At 53.3% G+C, this 19966-nt stretch carries 15 protein-coding genes, 1 tRNA gene and 1 pseudogene; 4 read left to right on the forward strand and 13 right to left on the reverse strand.

Translation table 11 applies throughout. The annotated features are described in order from the left end of the window. Positions 1-32 precede the first annotated feature (32 nt). The 9 genes and pseudogenes from RID21_RS17105 to RID21_RS17145 form a co-directional block, all read right to left on the reverse strand. Positions 33-425 carry a hypothetical protein gene (locus tag RID21_RS17105; RefSeq protein WP_350190884.1) on the reverse strand — a complete coding sequence of 131 codons (393 nt, stop codon included), beginning with the start codon at positions 423-425 and terminating at the stop codon, positions 33-35. A 52-nt stretch (positions 426-477) separates the two neighbouring features. Beyond that, positions 478-1224: pseudogene (locus tag RID21_RS17110) on the reverse strand (methyltransferase family protein); the annotation flags it as partial. Positions 1225-1477: 253 nt separating this feature from the next. Further along, a complete protein-coding gene (locus RID21_RS17115; RefSeq protein WP_350190886.1) occupies positions 1478-1786 on the reverse strand; it encodes a hypothetical protein in 309 nt (102 codons plus the stop codon). Positions 1787-1886: 100 nt separating this feature from the next. Then, complete coding sequence (locus tag RID21_RS17120; protein ID WP_350190888.1) at positions 1887-2315, reverse strand: DUF5958 family protein; 429 nt, start codon at positions 2313-2315, stop codon at positions 1887-1889. A gap of 171 nt (positions 2316-2486) precedes the next feature. Further along, complete coding sequence (locus RID21_RS17125; protein ID WP_350190890.1) at positions 2487-2822, reverse strand: hypothetical protein; 336 nt, start codon at positions 2820-2822, stop codon at positions 2487-2489. Positions 2823-3038: 216 nt separating this feature from the next. Further along, positions 3039-3332, reverse strand: coding sequence for a hypothetical protein (locus tag RID21_RS17130; RefSeq protein ID WP_350190892.1), 294 nt, complete (start codon positions 3330-3332; stop codon positions 3039-3041). A gap of 442 nt (positions 3333-3774) precedes the next feature. Further along, complete coding sequence (locus tag RID21_RS17135; RefSeq protein ID WP_350190894.1) at positions 3775-4608, reverse strand: formate/nitrite transporter family protein; 834 nt, start codon at positions 4606-4608, stop codon at positions 3775-3777. Then, on the reverse strand, positions 4608-4733 hold the full coding sequence (locus RID21_RS17140; protein WP_350190896.1) for a hypothetical protein: 126 nt from the start codon (positions 4731-4733) through the stop codon (positions 4608-4610). The genes RID21_RS17135 and RID21_RS17140 overlap by 1 nt, the downstream gene beginning before the upstream one ends. After that, on the reverse strand, positions 4730-5734 hold the full coding sequence (locus RID21_RS17145) for an NADP-dependent oxidoreductase (protein WP_350190898.1): 1005 nt from the start codon (positions 5732-5734) through the stop codon (positions 4730-4732). Before RID21_RS17145 ends, RID21_RS17140 begins: the two co-directional genes overlap by 4 nt. A 574-nt stretch (positions 5735-6308) precedes the next feature. Between RID21_RS17145 and RID21_RS17150 the strand changes: the two genes are divergently transcribed. Continuing rightward, positions 6309-6572 carry a BON domain-containing protein gene (locus tag RID21_RS17150; protein ID WP_350190900.1) on the forward strand — a complete coding sequence of 88 codons (264 nt, stop codon included), beginning with the start codon at positions 6309-6311 and terminating at the stop codon, positions 6570-6572. 676 nt (positions 6573-7248) lie between these two features. Here the strand turns inward: RID21_RS17150 and RID21_RS17155 are convergent. Further along, positions 7249-7333, reverse strand: a tRNA-Ser gene (locus RID21_RS17155). Between the two features lie 292 nt (positions 7334-7625). Between RID21_RS17155 and RID21_RS17160 the strand changes: the two genes are divergently transcribed. Beyond that, complete coding sequence (locus tag RID21_RS17160; RefSeq protein WP_350190902.1) at positions 7626-8279, forward strand: ATP:cob(I)alamin adenosyltransferase; 654 nt, start codon at positions 7626-7628, stop codon at positions 8277-8279. On the opposite strand, the gene metH is transcribed toward RID21_RS17160, so the two are convergent. The 3 genes from metH to RID21_RS17175 all read right to left on the reverse strand — a co-directional run bounded on the left by metH (position 8280) and on the right by RID21_RS17175 (position 17409). After that, positions 8280-11996 (reverse strand): methionine synthase, encoded by a 3717-nt coding sequence (gene metH / locus RID21_RS17165; RefSeq protein WP_350190904.1) that lies wholly within the window; start codon positions 11994-11996, stop codon positions 8280-8282. Between the two features lie 199 nt (positions 11997-12195). Then, a complete protein-coding gene (locus tag RID21_RS17170) occupies positions 12196-15747 on the reverse strand; it encodes a PPi-type phosphoenolpyruvate carboxykinase family protein (RefSeq protein ID WP_350190906.1) in 3552 nt (1183 codons plus the stop codon). A gap of 297 nt (positions 15748-16044) precedes the next feature. After that, entirely contained in the window at positions 16045-17409 is a 1365-nt protein-coding gene (locus tag RID21_RS17175) for a DUF1501 domain-containing protein (RefSeq protein WP_350190908.1), read from the reverse strand. A gap of 266 nt (positions 17410-17675) precedes the next feature. Here RID21_RS17175 and RID21_RS17180 point away from each other — a divergent pair, with 266 nt between their 5' ends. Both RID21_RS17180 and RID21_RS17185 read left to right on the forward strand, forming a co-directional pair. Continuing rightward, positions 17676-19013, forward strand: a complete 1338-nt coding sequence (locus tag RID21_RS17180; RefSeq protein ID WP_350190910.1) for an asparagine synthase-related protein — start codon at positions 17676-17678, stop codon at positions 19011-19013. A 24-nt stretch (positions 19014-19037) separates the two neighbouring features. Beyond that, positions 19038-19964 (forward strand): archaeosine biosynthesis radical SAM protein RaSEA, encoded by a 927-nt coding sequence (locus RID21_RS17185; protein WP_350190912.1) that lies wholly within the window; start codon positions 19038-19040, stop codon positions 19962-19964. Positions 19965-19966: the final 2 nt, after the last annotated feature.

Here is a 19966-nt window from a genome sequence, read left to right on the forward strand (position 1 = left end):
AACGGCCAGATCCAGCGATACAGAAGCCATTCTCAGTGGTTCACAATCAGAGGCCGCATGCGCTGGAAGAGGGCTTCGAATGCTGCCTGGTCTGGTGTGGCGAAGGGACAGAGTCGGGTGGTGTTGCGCAGGATTTCGAAGACATCTGCTACAAGTTCCTCATCACCGCCGCGCAGAGTGCAGCCGGCCAGTACCTGAAAGTAGCCGTCACTGTTTTCGATTTCCTCAAAATACTGCGCGGGCCGGTCGTCGGTAATGATGACCAGGATCGACTCATGAATCGGATGCTCTAACTTCACCGCCTGAAATGCTTCCAGTAAAGGCAGGAAGTCAGGGCGAATCCGTCTCATCGCTTTTGAAAATGCCCGATTGCGGGCAGCACTACTGAATCTAAGCTGCATGGCCAGTCCTTGAAATGGCTTCATACAAATTACGTCTCCTGTGATGTAAGCGTGCGAAGATCCTGCTTCGAACTGATTAACGGCCCTTTTCGGCCAGACAGCGGGTGCACTTATGGAGCAGGCGAACTGCCAGGAACGTCATACCCGTTAATGCTAACAGCCAGGGCCAGAAAGATTCCAGTGCAACCTGCCCTTCGACGTGCCAGTGCTCCAGCAGTTCGAGGGTGACAAAGACGAGCATCGCTCCCACAAAGGTCAGATACTCGCGGCGGATCATCGTACGGACCGAGAACCGGAGTTCCGGCTTCTTCCATTTGTGGAGCTGGGGAATGAAGGCCGGCGTCTGCGCGGCCCAGGTGCGGAATACATCGCCGAATTTTTCACGCAGGAAGGATTCTTCGGTCATCATGATCCGTTCGTAATACAGCCAGAAGGCCATACAGAACACGGCGATCAGCCAGCCATCGTGGTAAAACATGGCCCAGCCAAGGGCGACCAGAAAGTTCCCCAGGTAGAGGGGATGTCGGCAGACGGAATAAATGCCCGTGGTATTCAGACTGTCGGCCACCTGTTTCTTTGTGTTACGTCCGGACGTTCCGCCGGGGACAAAACCGGCCACCAGCACGCGGACTGTCAGTCCCAGCAGTGTGACTGCGATGCAGAAGAGTTCCCAGAATTCCTGAACGTCGTGCCTGCCCCAGGGGCGTTCGAAGTTGGACGCCGCGAAGATCAGCGGGAGCAGCAGAACTGCGGGCAGGTAGCTCCGCCAGCGAAACAGCCATTGCCCACTCGTCTCAAAATGATTCTTAAGTTCCATGATCGTATTCCTGCTCCGTGATGTGTCTGGTTTCGTTTTTTGACGTGATAGAGGCTGCCTGCCGGGAACTCCGAAGGCTTTAGTAGTTCACTGCGGCGTTTTTTACTAAGACTCTAGTATTTAGTCAAGAGGTGATCTGGAAAAGAATTAGACGTACTTTTGCGGCCGGCAACCGTGGGATTTTTTGTAAAGAGATATCGAACACAGCCAACATTTTGATTTCGGCTCAATCAGCCTGAGATAGCCGCGAAATGCTCGATCAACAATGGATACGAATCACAACCAGAATGTGGTTTTCCTGCGAGTCCAGCAGTTCGTGCCAGCCGACGCGTTCCGGTTTCTGTCTGGAGGCGGTGTAGAGATCATGAAACTGCCTGTCGGGAGTGATCACCCCTGCCGCCAAATCGGGGTCCGGGAATTCTGAGGGATAGTAAACGCAATCCCGCCAGGAATGAACTTCTTCCCTCATCTGTGGATTCCAGTAGTACCAGAAATCCCAATAGTGCCAGCCCCCCTGCTGTTCCGTATCTTCCTGACGGCGCCAGGGTTCCGGTAGAGACTCAAGCATGAGGTTTATCTCCGGCGTGTCTTCCGGAATCACTAAATAAATCGTGGCTTGCATTTCAATTGACCTACCGGGTCCTCTTCCCCCGTTCGAGTTGGCTTCCTTAGGGTGGTTTTCTGATCGACTGTAAGACCTCTTCACTGGAGAGATCCTGGTGCCACCAGTGCCGACACTGCGCATAACAGAATACCCGGCGACGCTGATCCGCAATTTTGAATAAAGCGATCATCAAACGAAAGAGCTTCAGATACTCGTTTGATGGAAGCTGAAGTGCCTTCGCGCTGGCTTCCCGCAGTTTACTACGCTGTAACATGACACAAGGTGTATAAATCGATTTCAGGCCAGCATGTTCAATGGCTGGTAAGACGTCTGCTGTTGTAGGTCCCGCCTGCTGGCAGATAAAATTCAACAGATAGAGAACGGACTTTTGCTCTGCCGCCTCCAGAGCAGCGAACCACGCCTGGCCCTCGGCGTCAGGAATGACTCCCTGGCGTATCTGGTTGAGCTTGATTTCATTCTCGCGCGTGCTCATAACTGCTCTGTGTTGTACTTCACGATAATTCGAGTTTCATTCACTTTCAGCTTGTTTCGATTCGTTCTCTATCTCCCAAAATGATTACATCCGACTCACCAACTATCTACAACTCTACCACCGTTATTCTTACTCAGTTCCAACATACCATCATGGGTCGATGGGTGACACCTAATCGCAGAAAACCATGATTCCTGCTCCCTGATTCAAAGCATCGCGGAACATCCGCTCCAGCGCAAAGACAGGCAAGCTGCTATTAAAGTTCGGAATCTCGAATCCTGGTACAAGAGCGGGAAGTGATTCCTGGATCAGTTTCAAAGTACGTTCTACCTCAAAAGTATCGAGGTGCGAATCTTCGAAGAAGGGCAGACTGATCCCCTGCTCTTCTAAAATCGTCCACAGCGCAGCAAGTGACTTCCATTCCTGGAGAGACAGAGCCCCCAGTGCCGTTTCCTCCGGAAATTCCGACGGTTCGTCTGCATCAGCAATCAGGTAAAAATCCAGCATTATAAACGCTCCTGCCTGTAATCGTTTCCCCCCGAACTCATCCATTGCACTAATCGCGTTGATCATCCAGTAAATCAATTATGGTTTCGATGATGTTCCGTTGCCCGGTATCCCAGCAGTCCGCAGCGGTATTACCCCACGGATCTTTCCAGGCAGGGTCAATCAACTCATAGAATTAGTAAGTTGCCGCTTCCCACTTGAGCCAGAACCAGAAGATCAGTACTCTTCTGACAACCACTCCTGGTATCCGGATTGATTCAGAATCTCACGCAGCCTGTGTGCTGTGTTATCTGATGCCAGATCGACGGACATTGCCCGATCGACCAGGGGAAGAAAATCAACGGCCGGCCGGTTCTGCCATTCCGCTGCGACTTGAGTTATCGTTCGAATTGACATCTCGCCTTCCTGATACAACAGGGCAAACAATGAGACCAGATCGCCTTCGTCAATCCCGTTGGGGAAAGCGCGTTTCAGTAAACGATACGTCGAATCTAATTCTGGTGGCAACATTATGATACGACCTGTTTCAGGCTTCGATCAATCCCTGCTGAATACCGGGATCTAACGACTCCAGCATTCGCTTCTCACTATATGACAGCTGATAAAAACAGAGATGTTGATCTACATTTGAGGCTGACATCAGAAGTTATTCGCCTCTCGTAAAACCAGTTCGATATCGTCGTAGGACGCATTCATTAGCTAACCTGTTTCAACAGTATTGAGTCCATTTCTTCGATCCTGGTTCGGCGAGACCTCAATAGAACAGAACGCTCTCCCTTGAGGAGGCCTGAACTGGATTGATATGAGTACCAGCATAACGTAATCCAATCGCAGTTGTCAGTTTCTTTTTTTGAAACTAAAACCGGGGTTAACGCCCTGCAGCTGATTTGTCAGGACTGCAGACAGCGTGCCTGAAATCCGGGTCCCCAGACTGTGTGCAAATCGGTACGAACTAGTATTTTGATTTGCGCTCGTACTGACTGGCGTGGGCGTGGCCGTATTTGAGCAGGGAGACAAAGATCACGCCGCCCAAGGCATTTCCGGCAGTGGTCCAGAGCAGAAAGTGACCATAATCCGCCAGAGTCGTACCGGGATCGGCGAAGACTCCCGCCAGCACTTCGACACTGCCGACAATACAGTGATGCAAGTGTCCCAGACCAATGACTGACGTGATCAGAAAGACGATCAGAATCTGGCTGATCGTATCACGACCGGCATAGACCAGCCAGGACAATAAGCCCATCAGCCAGCCGGCGAGCATGCCACTTAACAGGATCACCCAGCCGGGATGGTCGACGATTGAACGGCTTAACTCGCCAAAGACTTTGACATCAATCACGCCCAGGGCTGGCCCGATGATGACAACCAGCACGGCAAACAGCATCGCCCCGATGAGGTTGGCGAGATAGACAATTCCCCACAGCCGGATCACCATTTTGAAAGATGCCTGGCGGGAAAGCAGTGGGAGAATCGCGAGGCTGGTCTGCTCGGTAAACAGTTCCGAACGTCCTACGACGACCAGGATGAAACCGAATGAATACATCATGCCGACCAGAATTTTGAGCACTGGTTCAGAGAGACTCCCCTGCCCCAGGGTTTGCACGACGGCCACCAGAAACAGACTGAAGCCGATATCCAGTCCCGCGGAGAGCCCCGACAGAAACAGACGGAGTGAGGATCGCGTCAGTGCATCCATGGCTTCGACGAGTTCGGCCTGCAGGATCTGCCCGGGGGCTTTCTTCGCCTCTTCGAGGCCATCAGATTGTAAATCGGTTGCAGCGTTCATTATCCTGAATCCAGAGTGAGAGCGCCTCCCTGTCTATCGTGGGCGGTGACGACTGTCTCCGACTGCATGGTCGCACCGCAGTCGGTCACTGTCAATGCCTGTTCTGAGCGTGGAGCGTCAGTCATGGATTCACCTGCACGACCGCTTTTCCCATCTTGTTCCCCTGAAACAGATCGAGAAACGCGGCGGGGGTGTTTTCGAGTCCCGTAGTCACGGTCTCTTCCCAGTGAACTTTGCCGGCTTTAACCCATTCTCCCATCTGCTGCTGGAACTCGGCCTGCATGTCAATGTGATCAAACACGAGAAAACCCTGCATGCGGAGCCGTTTGGTAATGATTTTAAACAGGTTCGCCGGGCCGGGCTGTGGTGTTTTGTCGTTATAGGTTGAGATCATTCCACAGCAGACAATGCGGCCATGGTCATTCATATTATCCAGGGCTGCCTGCAGGTGATCGCCGCCCACATTGTCGAAATAGAGATCAATGCCTTCCGGTGCGTGTTGCTGCAACGCCGCGGAAACATCGTCAACTTCCCGGTAATTGAATGCGGCATCGATACCGGCTTTGTCTTTAAGCCAGTCGATCTTGGCCTGTGAACCGGCACTTCCCACGACATAACAGCCCTTGATTTTCGCGATCTGACAGACGATCGAACCGACGGCACCCGAGGCAGCGGAGACAAACACACGATCTCCGGGCTGGAGTCCGCCGATCTTCAGTGTCCCCACATAAGCGGTCATACCTGTCATTCCCATGATGCTCAGATAAGCCGACAATGGTGCTGCTTGGGGATCGACTTTCGTCACGCCTGTGCCATCCGAAATCCAAGTATCCCGCCAACCCTGGTTGCCTAACACATAATCGCCTGCGGAAAACTCCCCATGCTTTGAAGCGATGACTTTCCCGACACAGGCCCCTTCCATCGGCGCCCCGATCTGAAAAGGTGCGACATAGCTGTCCCCTTCCCGCATGCGTCCCCGCATGTAGGGATCGACGGAGAGCCATTCGTTTTGGACGAGGAATTCATTTTCTCCAGGATCGCTGAGTTCGGTTTCGACCAGTTCGAAATTGTCGAGCGTGGGTTCTCCATCGGGATAGGCTGTTAACTGGAAACGACGTGAGAGCATTGTCATCGGACCTTTTTCATATAAGCGACTGTTATTGTCAGAGAAGCGTCTAATGCAACTGGACGGCCCACCGTTCAAGGCACGGCTGGAGATCCTAATTGCATTGGTACGTAGTATTTATTATCCGCATTTCATATACCAAAGCCGGAGAGAATGATATTTCCTGACCAACAAATCAATGATACCTGATCTGTGGCGTCGTTGGACCTGCTGGAAGGCTCCGATCCGTCAATCAGAATGACTTCAATTTCATTACCGAGGCTCTCCCCTGATGACAGTGTGACTGACATTGGGTGCAGAGCGACCAGGTTGCGCGATTGGGTGTCACCTTCACTGTCCGATTGATCGCTGAACGACCTGCTGAACGGGGCGATCAAACGACAACCTGAGGGATTGCACTGGGAGCCCGATTAATTTCACACATGAAATACCGAGCTTCTGATCTGGTCGGTACTTGTGGTTGAAGTAAAGTCTCAATGCCTGTCACGATCTGGCACAATTCGTGCTAAGAGGGATGGTCTCACCAATCTGATTGGCTACCACTTTTACCCTCACTATGACTCAGGACTACCCCATGCTGAAACTGCAGGAAGCGATACTGCCTGAAGAAGGCCTCACTCACCGCATTAAACATACAATTCATCAACTGGGCTATCCACAGTTGAGACAGATTCGCTGTGAATCAATGGGTTCGACGCTGATCCTGCAGGGAGAGCTCTCTTCCTGGTATGAACTACAGTTGATTCTGAAAATTGCCGTCAACGAGCCGGAGGTGGAGCGGGTGGAGAATCAGATTCGGGTCCACTCAGGGAATCAGTTCTCCCTGGTGGCTGACTGATGCGTCAGACTGTCGGGACAGCTGCGGATTAAAGTAACTGGAATTCAATCTACACACTCTCACTGATACCCTAGGGATACTTCTCTGTCGATTGTTCAGCTGCGCGGTCTGCTGGCATTCTGGTATGATCGTGTTTTGTGAGATTCATCCTGTGATTTCCCTGTCTCCGGAGATGACCTGGATTCCTGCAAGCGAACACCGACATCGTTCAGGGACATCATGCTCAGTGGCGCCGGGGTGTCAAGTGCGATGCAGGGATGAAATCTTCTGAATGTGCAGTGAAAGGGGTGTGAGTATGCGACGAAATACGTTGAGTGTGCTGCGAAATGATTTGAAATCTTACGAGACAGAGGGAACCAATGCCTGTTGTTCCGGTGAAAAGCGGGAAAATTCGACGTGGATTCAGGTGAACCTGGCGCGGCTGTGGTCGCTGTTCCGGTGCACGCATCGCTCGCCTCGCGCGCGAAGCACAATTTCACAAGATATGATTCCGCCAGGTGCGGATCAAGTTCGGTTTGTGCAGTGAATTCAGGTGAAGATCAGTGCTGATAATAATGAAGTCGGATCTGGTCAGGAGCGGCACCGGAATCGGGAACAGAAAATGCTGCAGCGGAGCGCAACAAAAAACGCTGAACCGGCGAAAGCGATTCAGCGTTTTAAAGATTCAGATGCAAAGCGGAGAGGGAGGGATTCGAACCCTCGGTACCTTGCGGCACGCCGGTTTTCAAGACCGGTGCATTCGGCCACTCTGCCACCTCTCCAGAAGCCCGAAATAGCTGTAAGGCATGGGCTTCGGTCGAAGTATATATTGTGTAAGTCTGCTTGTAAAGTCACATTTATCGCCCCGAGACGGGATGCAGGCGGGATGAGGAACATTGATTCCTGCTGTAACGGTTTTTTCAATTCTGTTTTGGTGATCCTGAGGTGAAAACCCTGTTTTCAAGCTGTTCTGACTCTCTGTTCCGACTAAAACGGGCTATGATCTTCCCAGAAAATCAGTACGCTGGAGCGTGTTTTTCCCAAGACCATCAACAGAAATTAAGGATTACTACCATGGCGGCACGCGGTAAAGTGCACCTGAATATGATCGTCACCAAAACGGGGGACGCGGGAGAAACGTATATCAACGATGGCTCGCGGGTGCCCAAGACATCGAAGCGGATCCAGGCACTGGCGGTGGTGGAACAGATTGCTGTTAAACTGGGTTATTTCATTTTCGCCTGCGACCAGGATGTGCTGCATCTTCCATTGGCGGAAGATGTGACGTGTCAGCTGAACCTGACTGAACTGGCACACTCATTTCAACAGGAGATGTATGATCTGGGTTCGGATTTGAGCACTCCGTTCAAGGAGGGCGAGACCGCAGGCCGCTTTCCACAGGCGAAGGTAGAAGAAATCACCGCGCTGATCGGAGAACTGACGCCGATTCTGGAACCGCTGGATTCATTTATTCTGCCACAGGGAAGCCTGCGGGTGTTGATCTCGCATGATATCCGCACCATGGTCCGAGAAGCGGAGCTCAAAGTCTGGGAAATCGAAGAGCCCGTGAACCCGGCTGTGTGTCAGTACCTGAATCGACTCTCCGATTTCTGGTTTGTGTTCAGCCGAATTCTGCAGTACGAAGAACAGCGGTCAGACGAGATTGAAATCAAGCTCTGGGAACCGAATCAGCAGCATCCACGCGGCGTGACGATTCGCAAAGCGTGATCAGTTTCCGTTCTCATCCAAGAGGACGGGACGCAGCCAGCGGGAGAGTTCGTCGTGAGACATCTGCTTCCGTTCGGCCAGCGATTCCAGCTGGTCCCTGTCGATCTTGCCGACATGGAAATAGCGTGATTCCGGATAAGAGAGATACCAGCCCGAAACCGCGGCAGCCGGGCTCATCGCGAAGTGATCTGTGAGGCTCACGCCGATTTCAGGTGTGGCATTGAGCATCTTGAACAGCGTGTCCTTTTCGGTATGATCGGGACAGGCCGGATAGCCGGGAGCGGGACGGATCCCCGTGTACTGCTCCTTGATCAACGCTTCATTGTCGAGCGTTTCTGAAGCGGCATAACCCCAGAACTCTTTGCGGACCCGTTCGTGCAGATGCTCTGCAAACGCTTCTGCCAGACGGTCAGCGAGGGCCTTGACCATGATGCTGTTGTAGTCATCGTGGTCTTCCTGATACTTCCGGGCGATTTCTTCGGCCCCGATACCGGCGGTGACGACGAAGCCGCCGATATAGTCGATTTTCCCACTCTCTTTCGGGGCGACGAAGTCCGCGAGCGACATCAGCGGTGCTTCTTCCTGTCCCCGCTTGCGGATCTGCTGGCGGATGTGATGCAGGCGGGCAACCGTGTGCTCGCGGTCGGTGTTATCGTAGACTTCGATGTCATCGCCGTTGACGCGGTTGGCGGGCCAGAAGCCGATAACGGCGCGCGCGGTGAGCAGTTTTTCGTCGATAATCTTCTGCAGCATCGCCTGTGCGTTCTTAAACAGGTCGCGGGCAGCTTCGCCGATGATTTCGTCTTCCAGAATCCGCGGATACTTGCCGACCAGATCCCAGCTGATGAAGAAAGGAGTCCAGTCGATGTATTTCACCAGATCTTCCAGCGGGTAATTGTCGAGCACCTGAGTGCCTGTAAAGCCGGGGGTGGGTGGCATGTAGTTATCCCAGTCGATCTGGAGGCCCTGTTTAACGGCTTCCGCATAAGGGACGGGTGCGCCCTGCGGTTTACGATTGGCGACCCGCTCGCGAACCACAGCATACTCCTCTTTAATCCCTTTGACATACTTGGCGTGATGTTCATCCGAGAGAAGCGAACTGGCGACACCGACGGCCCGGGAAGCGTCAGGCACGTAGACCACCTGATTGCGTTTGTACTGCGGTTCAATCTTGACCGCGGTATGTGCCTTGGACGTGGTGGCACCACCGATCAGCAGGGGGAGATCCATCTCCAGACGTTCCATTTCACAGGCCACGGTGACCATTTCGTCGAGAGACGGAGTAATCAGGCCGGACAGGCCGATGATGTCACACTCTTTTTCACGGGCCGTCTGCAGAATTTTTTCACAGGGGACCATCACGCCGAGATCGATGACTTCGAAGTTATTGCACTGCAGTACCACGCCGACGATATTCTTGCCGATATCGTGGACGTCCCCCTTCACGGTTGCCATCAGGATGCGACCGTTGGTCTTACTGGATTCCGTTTTTTCCTCTTCGATGTAAGGCTGCAGATAGGCGACGGCCTGCTTCATCACACGGGCCGATTTCACCACCTGCGGGAGAAACATCTTCCCTGCCCCGAAGAGATCGCCGACGACATTCATGCCATCCATCAGCGGACCTTCGATGACATCCAGCGGACGGGGCAACTGCTGACGGGCTTCTTCGGAATCTTCGATGATGTAGGTCGAGATCCCCTTCACCAGTGCATGCGCGATGCGCTCGGTCACGGGCAGTTCGCGCCAGGTAAGGTCTTCAGTGGATGTCCCCCCTGTTTTCCCATCACCACGGTATTTTTCGGCGATTTCCAGCAGGGCCTCGGTGGCGTTGGAATTCCGGTTCAGGATCACATCCTCAACCTTCTCCTTGAGCTCCGCGGGCAGATCGTCGTAAACGGCCAGCTGGCTGGCATTCACGATCCCCATATTCATGCCGACCTGAATGGCGTGATAGAGAAAGACCGAGTGAATGGCTTCACGAACCGGGTTATTTCCCCGGAAAGAGAATGAAACGTTGGAAACACCTCCGGAGATACTCACGTGAGGCAGGTTTTTATGAATCCAGTCGGTCGCTTCGATGAAGTCGACGGCGTAGTTATTGTGCTCATCGATCCCGGTGGCCACGGCGAAGATATTCGGGTCGAAAATGATGTCTTGCGGTGCGAAATCGAGCTTGTCCAACAACAGGCGATACGAGCGTTCGCAGATTTCAATCTTACGCTGTTTTGTATCGGCCTGCCCGTCTTCGTCGAAGGCCATGATAACCACGGCGGCCCCGTAGCGCTGACAGAGGCGCGCCTTGTCCAGAAACTCTGCTTCCCCTTCTTTGAGGCTGATCGAGTTGACAATCGGTTTACCCTGAATGCATTTCAGACCGGCTTCGATGACTTCCCACTTGGAAGAGTCGACCATGACGGGAACCCGGGCGATTTCCGGTTCGGTCGCGACCAGATTCAGAAAGGAGGTCATCGCAGCCACGGCATCAAGCATGCCTTCGTCCATGTTGACATCCATGATGTCAGCGCCGTTCTGAACCTGCTGCAGAGCGACTTCCAAAGCCGTATCGTAATCAGACTCCTTGATCAGTCGCTTGAACCGGGCCGAACCGGTGACGTTGCAGCGTTCGCCCACATTTGTGAACAGACTCTCTTTGGTGATGTTCAACGGCTCCAGTCCGGAAAGCCGGAGTGCAGGTTCGATTTCGGGAATCTTGCGAGGCGGTTTACCTTCCATCGCCTGCGCAATGGCTTTGATGTGAGCCGGCGTCGTACCACAACAACCACCGAGAATGTTCAGGAAGCCGCTGGTAGCGAATTCGTCGACAATGGCAGCCATCTCGGAGGCGCTCTGATCGTACTCACCGAATTCATTCGGCAAACCGGCATTGGGGTGCGCTGAAACGTAAGTATCCGCGACGCGCGACAGCTCTTTCACGTACTGCCTGAGCTCCTGTGCTCCCAGCGCACAGTTCAGACCGATCGAGAACGGGCGGGCATGTGCCAGCGAGTTCCAGAAGGCTTCGGTCGTCTGCCCCGATAATGTCCGTCCTGAGGCATCCGTGATTGTCCCGGAAATCATGATGGGGAGTTCAATGTTTTCCCGCTCGAAGTAAGTGTGAACGGCAAAGACGGCGGCTTTCGCATTCAGTGTATCGAAGATGGTCTCGATGAGGAGCAGGTCGGTGCCCCCTTTGACCAGCCCATCGATTGATTCAAGGTAGTTCTCGACCAGTTCATCGTAGGTGACATTGCGGGCGCCTGGATCGTTCACATCGGGAGAAATCGAACAGGTGCGGCTGGTGGGTCCCAGAATACCCGCGACCCAGCGTGGTTTCTCCGGATTGGCGGCTGTGAATTCGTCAGCCACTTCGCGGGCCAGTTTCGCTGATTCATAGTTCAGCTCGTAGACCAGTTCCTCCATCTCGTAGTCGCTCTGCGAGAGACGGGTCGCGTTAAATGTATTGGCCTCAATGATGTCCGCGCCGGCCTCAAGGTATTCACGGTGGATTTCACGGATGATGTCCGGCTGAGTCAACGAGAGCAGGTCGTTGTTTCCCGCGATATCCATGTGGTAATCAGCAAACCGTTTGCCCCGATAATCGGCTTCCTTGAGCTTATGGTTCTGGATCATCGTCCCCATCGCCCCGTCCAGAATCAGAATTCGTTGCTGGACAGCGGCATAAAGGGCTTCGATACGAGCGGCACGGTCGGACATACTTCTAAAAACCTGTACTTTTCACTGATGTTGGGAATGCGACGTGAGAGATCGCGGTTTCCGGCAGCATCCATCGCCGGAATACGCTGTAAATTACGACACCCCGCACCTCATTGACACAAAATCAGGGGTTCAGGGTGCGCAATGACAGCCGGCATTCTAACAGATCAGTACAAAAGAAATACAGCAGGCCCGCGGCTTATTTCGCGGTCCCTTTTAAATCTTTTGTCGGCTCGGCACCAATCGTACCTTTCAGCTCTTCGAGGTAAGCAGGGGAACTGACGTGAGCCAGTTGCTCCTCGACCCACTTACGCCGTTCAGGGATCTGCAAACGCACGAGTTCCCGGTCGTAACCAGGCTGCACGCTGAACTGATCCAGGTATTCCAAGTGCCGTTTGAGCAAGTCAGATTCCCGCTCCTGGCGCGCGGCCAGTCGCTCCTGGTACCAGTCGCTCTGCAGCAGGTTCTCCCGGGTAAACAGATCGCGGACTTCCTTATCATGGATGGTATGCCCCTGCCAGTTGCCGTGCGCCATGATTGACAGAATCGCCTGCAACGGAGGACAGGCCTCTTCGTAGCCACCATCTTCGAAGTACTGCAGAGCCACACGCTGCTGGGCTTCGGCGATGTGCTGGATACCATCGACGAAGGATTCCAGATCCTGCTTTTCCGGTTTGAGAATCGTTTCATCAAATACGGAGGCAGGGTTGTCAAAGACACGACCAAAGAAGCGGAGCAGGAACTTGTAAGTAATGCGGTAGCCAAGCCGGCTGGCAGGGATCTGCACACCTTCATGTTCAAAGTCTTTAATCGGTTCCAGCAGTCCTTCCCGAATGAGGAATTCAGGCGAACGTTCTTCTGGTGACATGCGACACCAGATTTCCGGAATAAGCAGACTGATGTCATGGTCGACCCGCACATTGGGACCGATGTGACCTGCTGCCGTAGAGAAGCCGGAATAGCCCGTCAGGATGTAGCCCACCAGGGCACTGTTGAGGTCTGCGGAAGGACGCAGTGCATTGAACGGCCCCTTGGTTAATGCCCCTTCACTACCTGCTCCGGTTGTGGAAGGACTCTTTCCGGTCAGAGAGCAGACAAAGTCCATGAACAGTTCAGGAAGTTCCTGATAATGAATGGGCGAGTAAACGGCCAGACTGCGAATGCCCTTCTCTTTTTCCGGAGGATTATTCCGGCGACCGACCATGACCGCATTTACCGGGTTATGTACCGGCTGATCTGCCGGGATCGCGCGGAAGAGGCGTGTTGCCATTTTGGCCACGTAGGTATTGAACGGTTTGACCAGGTCGGGACGCGTCTGCAGATACCGTGGGTTTTTGGTCGGCTTACCATCGATCTGTCGCGGATTGGCCGAACAGACGACGTAACTGCTGTTGGATTCTTCCGCGGAACGCAACATGTCCTGCATGGGCGGGCTGAACGCGTCAAAATCGACGACGTACTTGCTCATCTCACGAACCTGGTCGATACTCAGCGGTTCGAAGTTGGAGATGAAATTCCCTGGCTTGCTGAGATCCAGTTCGGTCTGTTTGTCGAGACCACGCACAATCGCGTCGTCGGGCCGCTGGAACAGTCGGTATTCACTGTTGATCACAAACTTGCAGCTCTCGCTGTTCTCCCCTTCCGCCAGATAAGGTAGATCGCGTGACGGTACAATGACCGAAGCACTGATATCGTCTTCCGTCTGAATTTTGAGAGATGCGATAAAGTCCTGGCGTACCTTGAATGTCCGCCAGCCTGTCAGCGAAAACAGACCGACGCGCAGATAAGTTCCGACCAGTTTTCGCTCGCGGTATTTCAGTTCATGACCGTGAGAGCCGTTGACAATGTCCACGCCGAAGTGGTTGTCCCAGTCTTCTCCCCAACTGGACCAGTAAATTCGCTTGATGATGAAGACCAAAGCCAGAATATGATCGGGAATGGAATTCAGCCACTCGTTGAATTCGGGAGTATAAGCTGGCGAAGGAGTGAGCAGTTTGATCACACTTCCCAGAGAGCGATTCAGATCGAGGATGCCCCGGCTCGGCTTCAAATCAGGATGTCCTTCCGGTAGTGGCTCGAGCCAGCGATCAGAATAATCCTTCTCAATGATTTCGCGAACGGCTTCCATGTCTTTCTCGTAATTAGAGACAAACACGGGACCATAGAGCATGTAATCCTGAATCGATTTACTGATTTCACTTTTTCCACCGCCGGACACCGTACACGGTTTGTGACAGAAGATCCCTTCCCCGGTGGTTCCCACGATTCTCCAGGAGGGAGCCGCAGGGTGCTTTTCCATCCGCAGGTGATAGCCGGATGGCGCCATATAGACCTGACCGGGCAGCAGCGGAATGGAATGTTCTTTTCCTCCCCGGGTCCAGCGAATGCACTGTTCCGGCAGACTGGCGTAGGCATCTTCCGGGATGTAGACCAGTTCCGGATAGACACTGTCAATGCCGTATCCCTCAGGCTGTCCTTCGATATGATCGCCGTAATCCTGGATGACATCGTCAAAAGTGCGACCATTGTAGCGTACGCTGTTAACCTGGAAGCCTTCACCCAGGTTGTAGCTGGGATACGCCATGGTTCCGCCCGCGTGTTCTTCCTCAGCATTCCCGAACAGATTGGCCGAGTAGCTGATCTGTGTTTTGACCTCTTTCTTACAGTAACCAAAATAGTTATCTGCAATCAGAGTTACGATCACGCCTTCTTCGGTACGGCAGGTCAGTTTAAACGCCATGCCGTCATTGTAGAATTCGTCTTCGGTTTTCCAGCACATACTGTCGCGCTGCTGTCGCTCAGTAGCTTCGTCCCAGTGAGGCAGACCGAGCTCTTTCTTGGTGAGTGTAATCAGATGCGGAGCAAGAATCACGGCACCGGTATGTCCGGTCCAGTGCATCACATCCAGTCCCGAGTCGTTGATGGGGACGAACGGATCGCCGGCGTTTCCGAAGATTGATTCCACAAAATCCAGATTGCTGACCAGTGTCCCGGGAGCAAAGAACCGGACTTCCATCCGTTTTTCAGGGGTGACACCTTTGACCTCAGGGCAGACAATCGGACGCAGCAGCAGCGATGCCCAGCCCGAAGCCGGCTCTGCCTGCTCGGAAGTAAACGGGAACAGTTTCAGATCGTCCGGGGGATTCATTGCATGCTGAAACATTTTGACGAAAGTTTCCCGCGGAACGGACCGTTTATCCCCAGGTACCGGTAAGCCCCCCTCGGTCACATGAAACGTCCCTACCGTTGTGCGTCGGTCATGTTTGGGATTATGCAGCACGCCGTTCTTGACCCGGTACGACTGCACCAGGTCGCTATGGTATTCATCGCCTTCAATGGGAATCGACAATTCCCGTGCGAGACCGAAACGATCCAGAATCAGCGTACGCGCAGGAAGCTTCAGCTCGGCTCCTTCCGGTACATCGCTGAAATGTGACTGTAGAAAGTTCTCAATGCGCTGATCGACCGGACAGCGTTGATTGACCAGCAGGCGATTTTTCTGTCGATGATTTTCCAGTAGTCCCTGCGCAATATCTGCAAAGTTGCGATCCGCGTCTGTCAGGGCAGCAGGATAACCGTTGGCGATGAGTTGCAGATTCAGATACCGAAGAATTTCATCGCGATCCTCATTGCAGGTGGCGTTGCCCTCGTGATCGAGGCCCAATGCCTGCCGAAACTGTTCGCTGGAATCTTGCGTACCGACTTTGAGAGACCTGGGTGGTTTATCCCAGGATACATCGCTATTTAACATATTGAATTTGCTTCTGGTAAAATGAAGAAATGTCGAAAAATCGCTGATCTTCTTTTGAGCGCACTGAGGGCGGGTGATAATTGATTTGGGCGCGAGATCATGAACCTCAGTCAGGGAACCAGTATATTCTAATTTACTGAAAGGTCAACGGTTCAGATTCACAGTGCTTCCGATCTTGAGCGATCACCAGGATTCGCTAAGTGACTTAAAATAGAATACTTAGATATCCTGTTAGAACCAGACCAGGAAGGGAAACAGGCCGACTGAATTGTATACAGAACTCAGTCGCATCTGTTATCAATACAGTTCCGGAATCGGAAATCGATTGTCGTCAACCAGATAACGAGGGCGTCCCGAGAGATCGGTAATCTGGGCCGTCGCCAGATCAACGCCCACATTCCGATAGAGGGTCGCAAAGATCTCCTGAACATGCACCGGACGGTCTGCGGGAACACCTCCCACCCGATCGGTTTGCCCGATGATACGGCCTCCCTGAATTCCACCTCCCGCCATGAGAACGGACTGTGTCCCGGGCCAGTGGTCGCGGCCCCCTTTGGCGTTGATACGGGGAGTCCGCCCGAATTCTCCCCAGACGATGACCGTCGTCTGTTCCAGCAAACCACGTTCATCCAGGTCCTGCAGGAAGACCGCCAGTGACTGATCAAACAGCGGCAGGTATTTCTTCGACAGGTATTCAATAGAACCTTCGCGGTTGGCATGCCAGTCCCAGGCACCAAAAGCGACGGTCACGCAGCGGACACCGGCCTCGACCAGTCGACGCGCCAGTAACAGATGCTGTGGACTCTGTGGTGCGCCACCAAAGCTGGGATCGGTTTTCTGCAAGGCACCGTAACGCTCGCGGACTGACTGTGGTTCCCGCTCAAGATCCATGGCTTCAGCAAAGCGACCGGAGGTCAACATTTCAAAAGCCTGATTCTGAAAATTGTCCAAACCTTCTCCGTCGATCTGCTGCTGACTGCGCTTCACAGACTGCAACAGGGATTTCCGCTGGTTCAAGCGTGTCAGGTCGATCCCATGCAGCACCAGGTCTGATTTCACTTCCCCTTCCAGCGTAAACGGAATGTGTTTGAAGCCGGTGAATCCAGGCCAGGAAGGATTCCCCTGCAGATGACTCCCGTTATTGTTATACGGTCCATAGCTCATTTTCGGAGCCGCATCGACATAGGGAATCATCCCGTTTGCGCCGGGGCCCAGCAGTTGAGAGATCACCGAACCAAAGGCTGGCCAGCCGCCTGCAGGCTCACCATCTTCTGTTCTCCCCCCAGCGCGACCGGTGTAGCACTGAAACGATTCATGCCGGTTTTCCATGCCAACCAGAGTCCGGATCACAGAAAAACGATCAGCAATTGAGGAGAGGCGAGGCAGGAGTTCACAGAACTGAACTCCCGGTACTTTGGTCTGGGTCGGGAGAAAGGAGCCCCTGATCTCAACAGGAGACTCGGGCTTGGGATCAAACGTTTCAAACTGGGTCGGCCCACCGGGAAGGTAGATCATCACCACTGATTTCTGCCCCGGATTCAGTTTCAAGCCCGCACCCGCATTGATCCCCCGTCCCGATACCCAGCCGGCAGAGATACCCAGAGCGCTGGACTTCAGGAAAGTCCGTCGAGAAACAGATTTGCTCATGCGGCCAGTACTCATAAAACCTCTCCTATGTGTTTTTCAAAAAGTACCAGACACGTGCGCAATCCACAACCCCAGAACGGCTTAGGGATGAATCAACCATCGACGCCAGAATCAGCGCTGCGCTGATGTGGCGATTCAGACCCTCATGTGAATTTCACGAAATTAATATGGTTTATCCGGGAGTGAGTTTTCATTTGTCTAGTGGAATCATAAAATTCAGGCAGCAGACGGGAGCAGTCTCACTCATTTCCGGGCCCTGTTAAATCTCAGGATTAGATTTAATGATTCATCACGAGTACGTGGAGCGACTTGTTAACTTACTCGCTCCAGAGGCAAACCTGCTTTTCAATATGACTTTTGAAGAAGCCACGCAACGTGTGGGCAGTGGTTCTCCTGAACAGATCAGGGAGATCGATGGGCAGTTTGCCCTGGTCCACAAGGAGGGAACACGTGTCCGCATGGCACGCTCCATCGGCAGACCCATGCGTTTCTTCCTGGCTAAACGGGCGGAAGGCCCCTGTCTGGTAATCGCCGAACGTATTGATGAGATCTATGAATTCCTCAAGAGTGAAGGCCTCGACAACCAGTTCCATCCCTCCTACACACGGATGGTTCCCGCTCACTATCTGATCGAATTACAGTTGATCGGCTGTCCGGACCCGAATCCACAGGCAACACGCTACTTTACTCCCGAGCGAAACCGACTGTCGAATAAGCTGGATGATATCGGCAAAGCGTATATCAGCGCCGTCTCGCAGGAAATACATCGCTGGCTGGACACCATTCCTCAGCAGGAGCCAATCGGAGTTCTATTCTCGGGAGGAATTGACAGTGGTGCGATCTTCCTGCTGCTGTATCACGCATTGATCGCGCGGGGGGAATCCCCGTCCCGCCTCAAAGCGTTTTCACTTTCCATTGATGGTGAGGGCAGTGACTGCAGACAGGCTTTCGAATTTCTGGACCAGTTAAATTTGAGCCTGTTCCTGGAAATCATGCAGGTCCCAGTAGATGCGCTGAACTATAAAGAAACAATCAAAGTTGTCGAAGACTATAAAGAGTTGGACGTGCAGGCGGCGATGATGACGCATGCCCTGTGCAAAAAGATTCGTGAGCAGTATCCCCACTGGAAGCACCTCATCGACGGCGATGGCGGCGATGAAAACCTGAAGGACTATCCGATCGAAGCCAATCCGGAACTGACGATTCGCAGCGTGCTGAATAACCTGATGCTCTACCAGGAGGGCTGGGGAGTGGAAGCCGTCAAGCACTCATTGACCTATTCGGGCGGACAGAGTCGCGGTCATGTCCGCACGTATGCCCCTGCCCGCTCGCTGGGCTTCCAGGGTTTCAGTCCCTATGCACTGCCGAACGTAATCGAAGTCGCTGAGGGGATTCCCTTTATCGAACTGACCGACTGGGATCCCCGTAAACTGTATGCTCTCAAAGGGGACATCGTTTGCCGGGGAATCAAACAGGTCACCGGACTCTCCATGCCCGTTTATCCGAAACGGCGTTTTCAGGAAGGGAGCCTGAATGGCGACTCTTATGAAAATGTCTTTGCTGAATCAGAGACCGTCTATCGTGAGACGCTGCTTTCGCTGTTCCAGCAGCCTTCCTGATTCTGAGGATCGCCGCCGCATACCATGAGTTTGCCTGTTCGACAATTTCACGATCAGGAGATCCTGCAGGCCCGGGGTCCGAAAAACGAACTCTCGCAGTCCCGCCCCTATGCATTTTTGAATGAACGAGAGGCGTCCGCTGCTGGTTATCCGGTAGAGATTTCGACGATCTTCCTGACGAACCGTGAATGTCCTTTTCGCTGCCTGATGTGCGACCTCTGGAAAAACACGACAGATGATCGCGTTTCCCCGGGCGCCATTCCTGAGCAGATCCGCTATGCCCTGAAACGGCTTCCCCCAGCCAGCCAGATCAAGCTTTACAACAGTGGTAATTTCTTCGACGCCAAAGCGATTCCCCCTGAGGACCTGCCTGAAATCGCGAAACTGATTCAGCCCTTTGAACGTGTGATCGTCGAGAATCATCCCCTGCTCTGCAATCAGGCCTGCCCGGAGTTCCAACAACAGATCCCCGGTCAACTGGAAATCGCGCTGGGACTGGAGACGATTCATCCCGAAGTACTGCCGGCTCTCAACAAACGCATGACATTAGACGACTATGCCCGAGCTGTTTCTTTCCTGAGAGAGCACGCTATTGAAGTCCGCGCGTTCATTCTGCTGAAACCTCCGTTTCTGGAGGAGGCGGAGGGTGTTGAATGGGCGATTCGCTCTGTCGAGTATGCGTTTTCACTCGGCGTCGATTGTTGTGCCATCATTCCCACTCGACCGGGGAACGGCATGCTTGAGCGCCTGCAGTCCACAGGCGAGTTCTCTATTCCTCAACTTTCTTCAGTTGAAAGTGTGCTGGAACACTGCCTGCAATTACGTCAGGGGCGGGTGCTGATGGATCTCTGGGATCTGGAGTCACTATATGCTGATGAATTCAATCTAACGCAACGGCTGGATCGATTGTCTCAGATGAATCTGACGCAGACTGTCGTGCCTTCAGTCTGACA

Source organism: Gimesia sp. (genome assembly GCF_040219335.1).
GTDB lineage: Bacteria > Planctomycetota > Planctomycetia > Planctomycetales > Planctomycetaceae > Gimesia.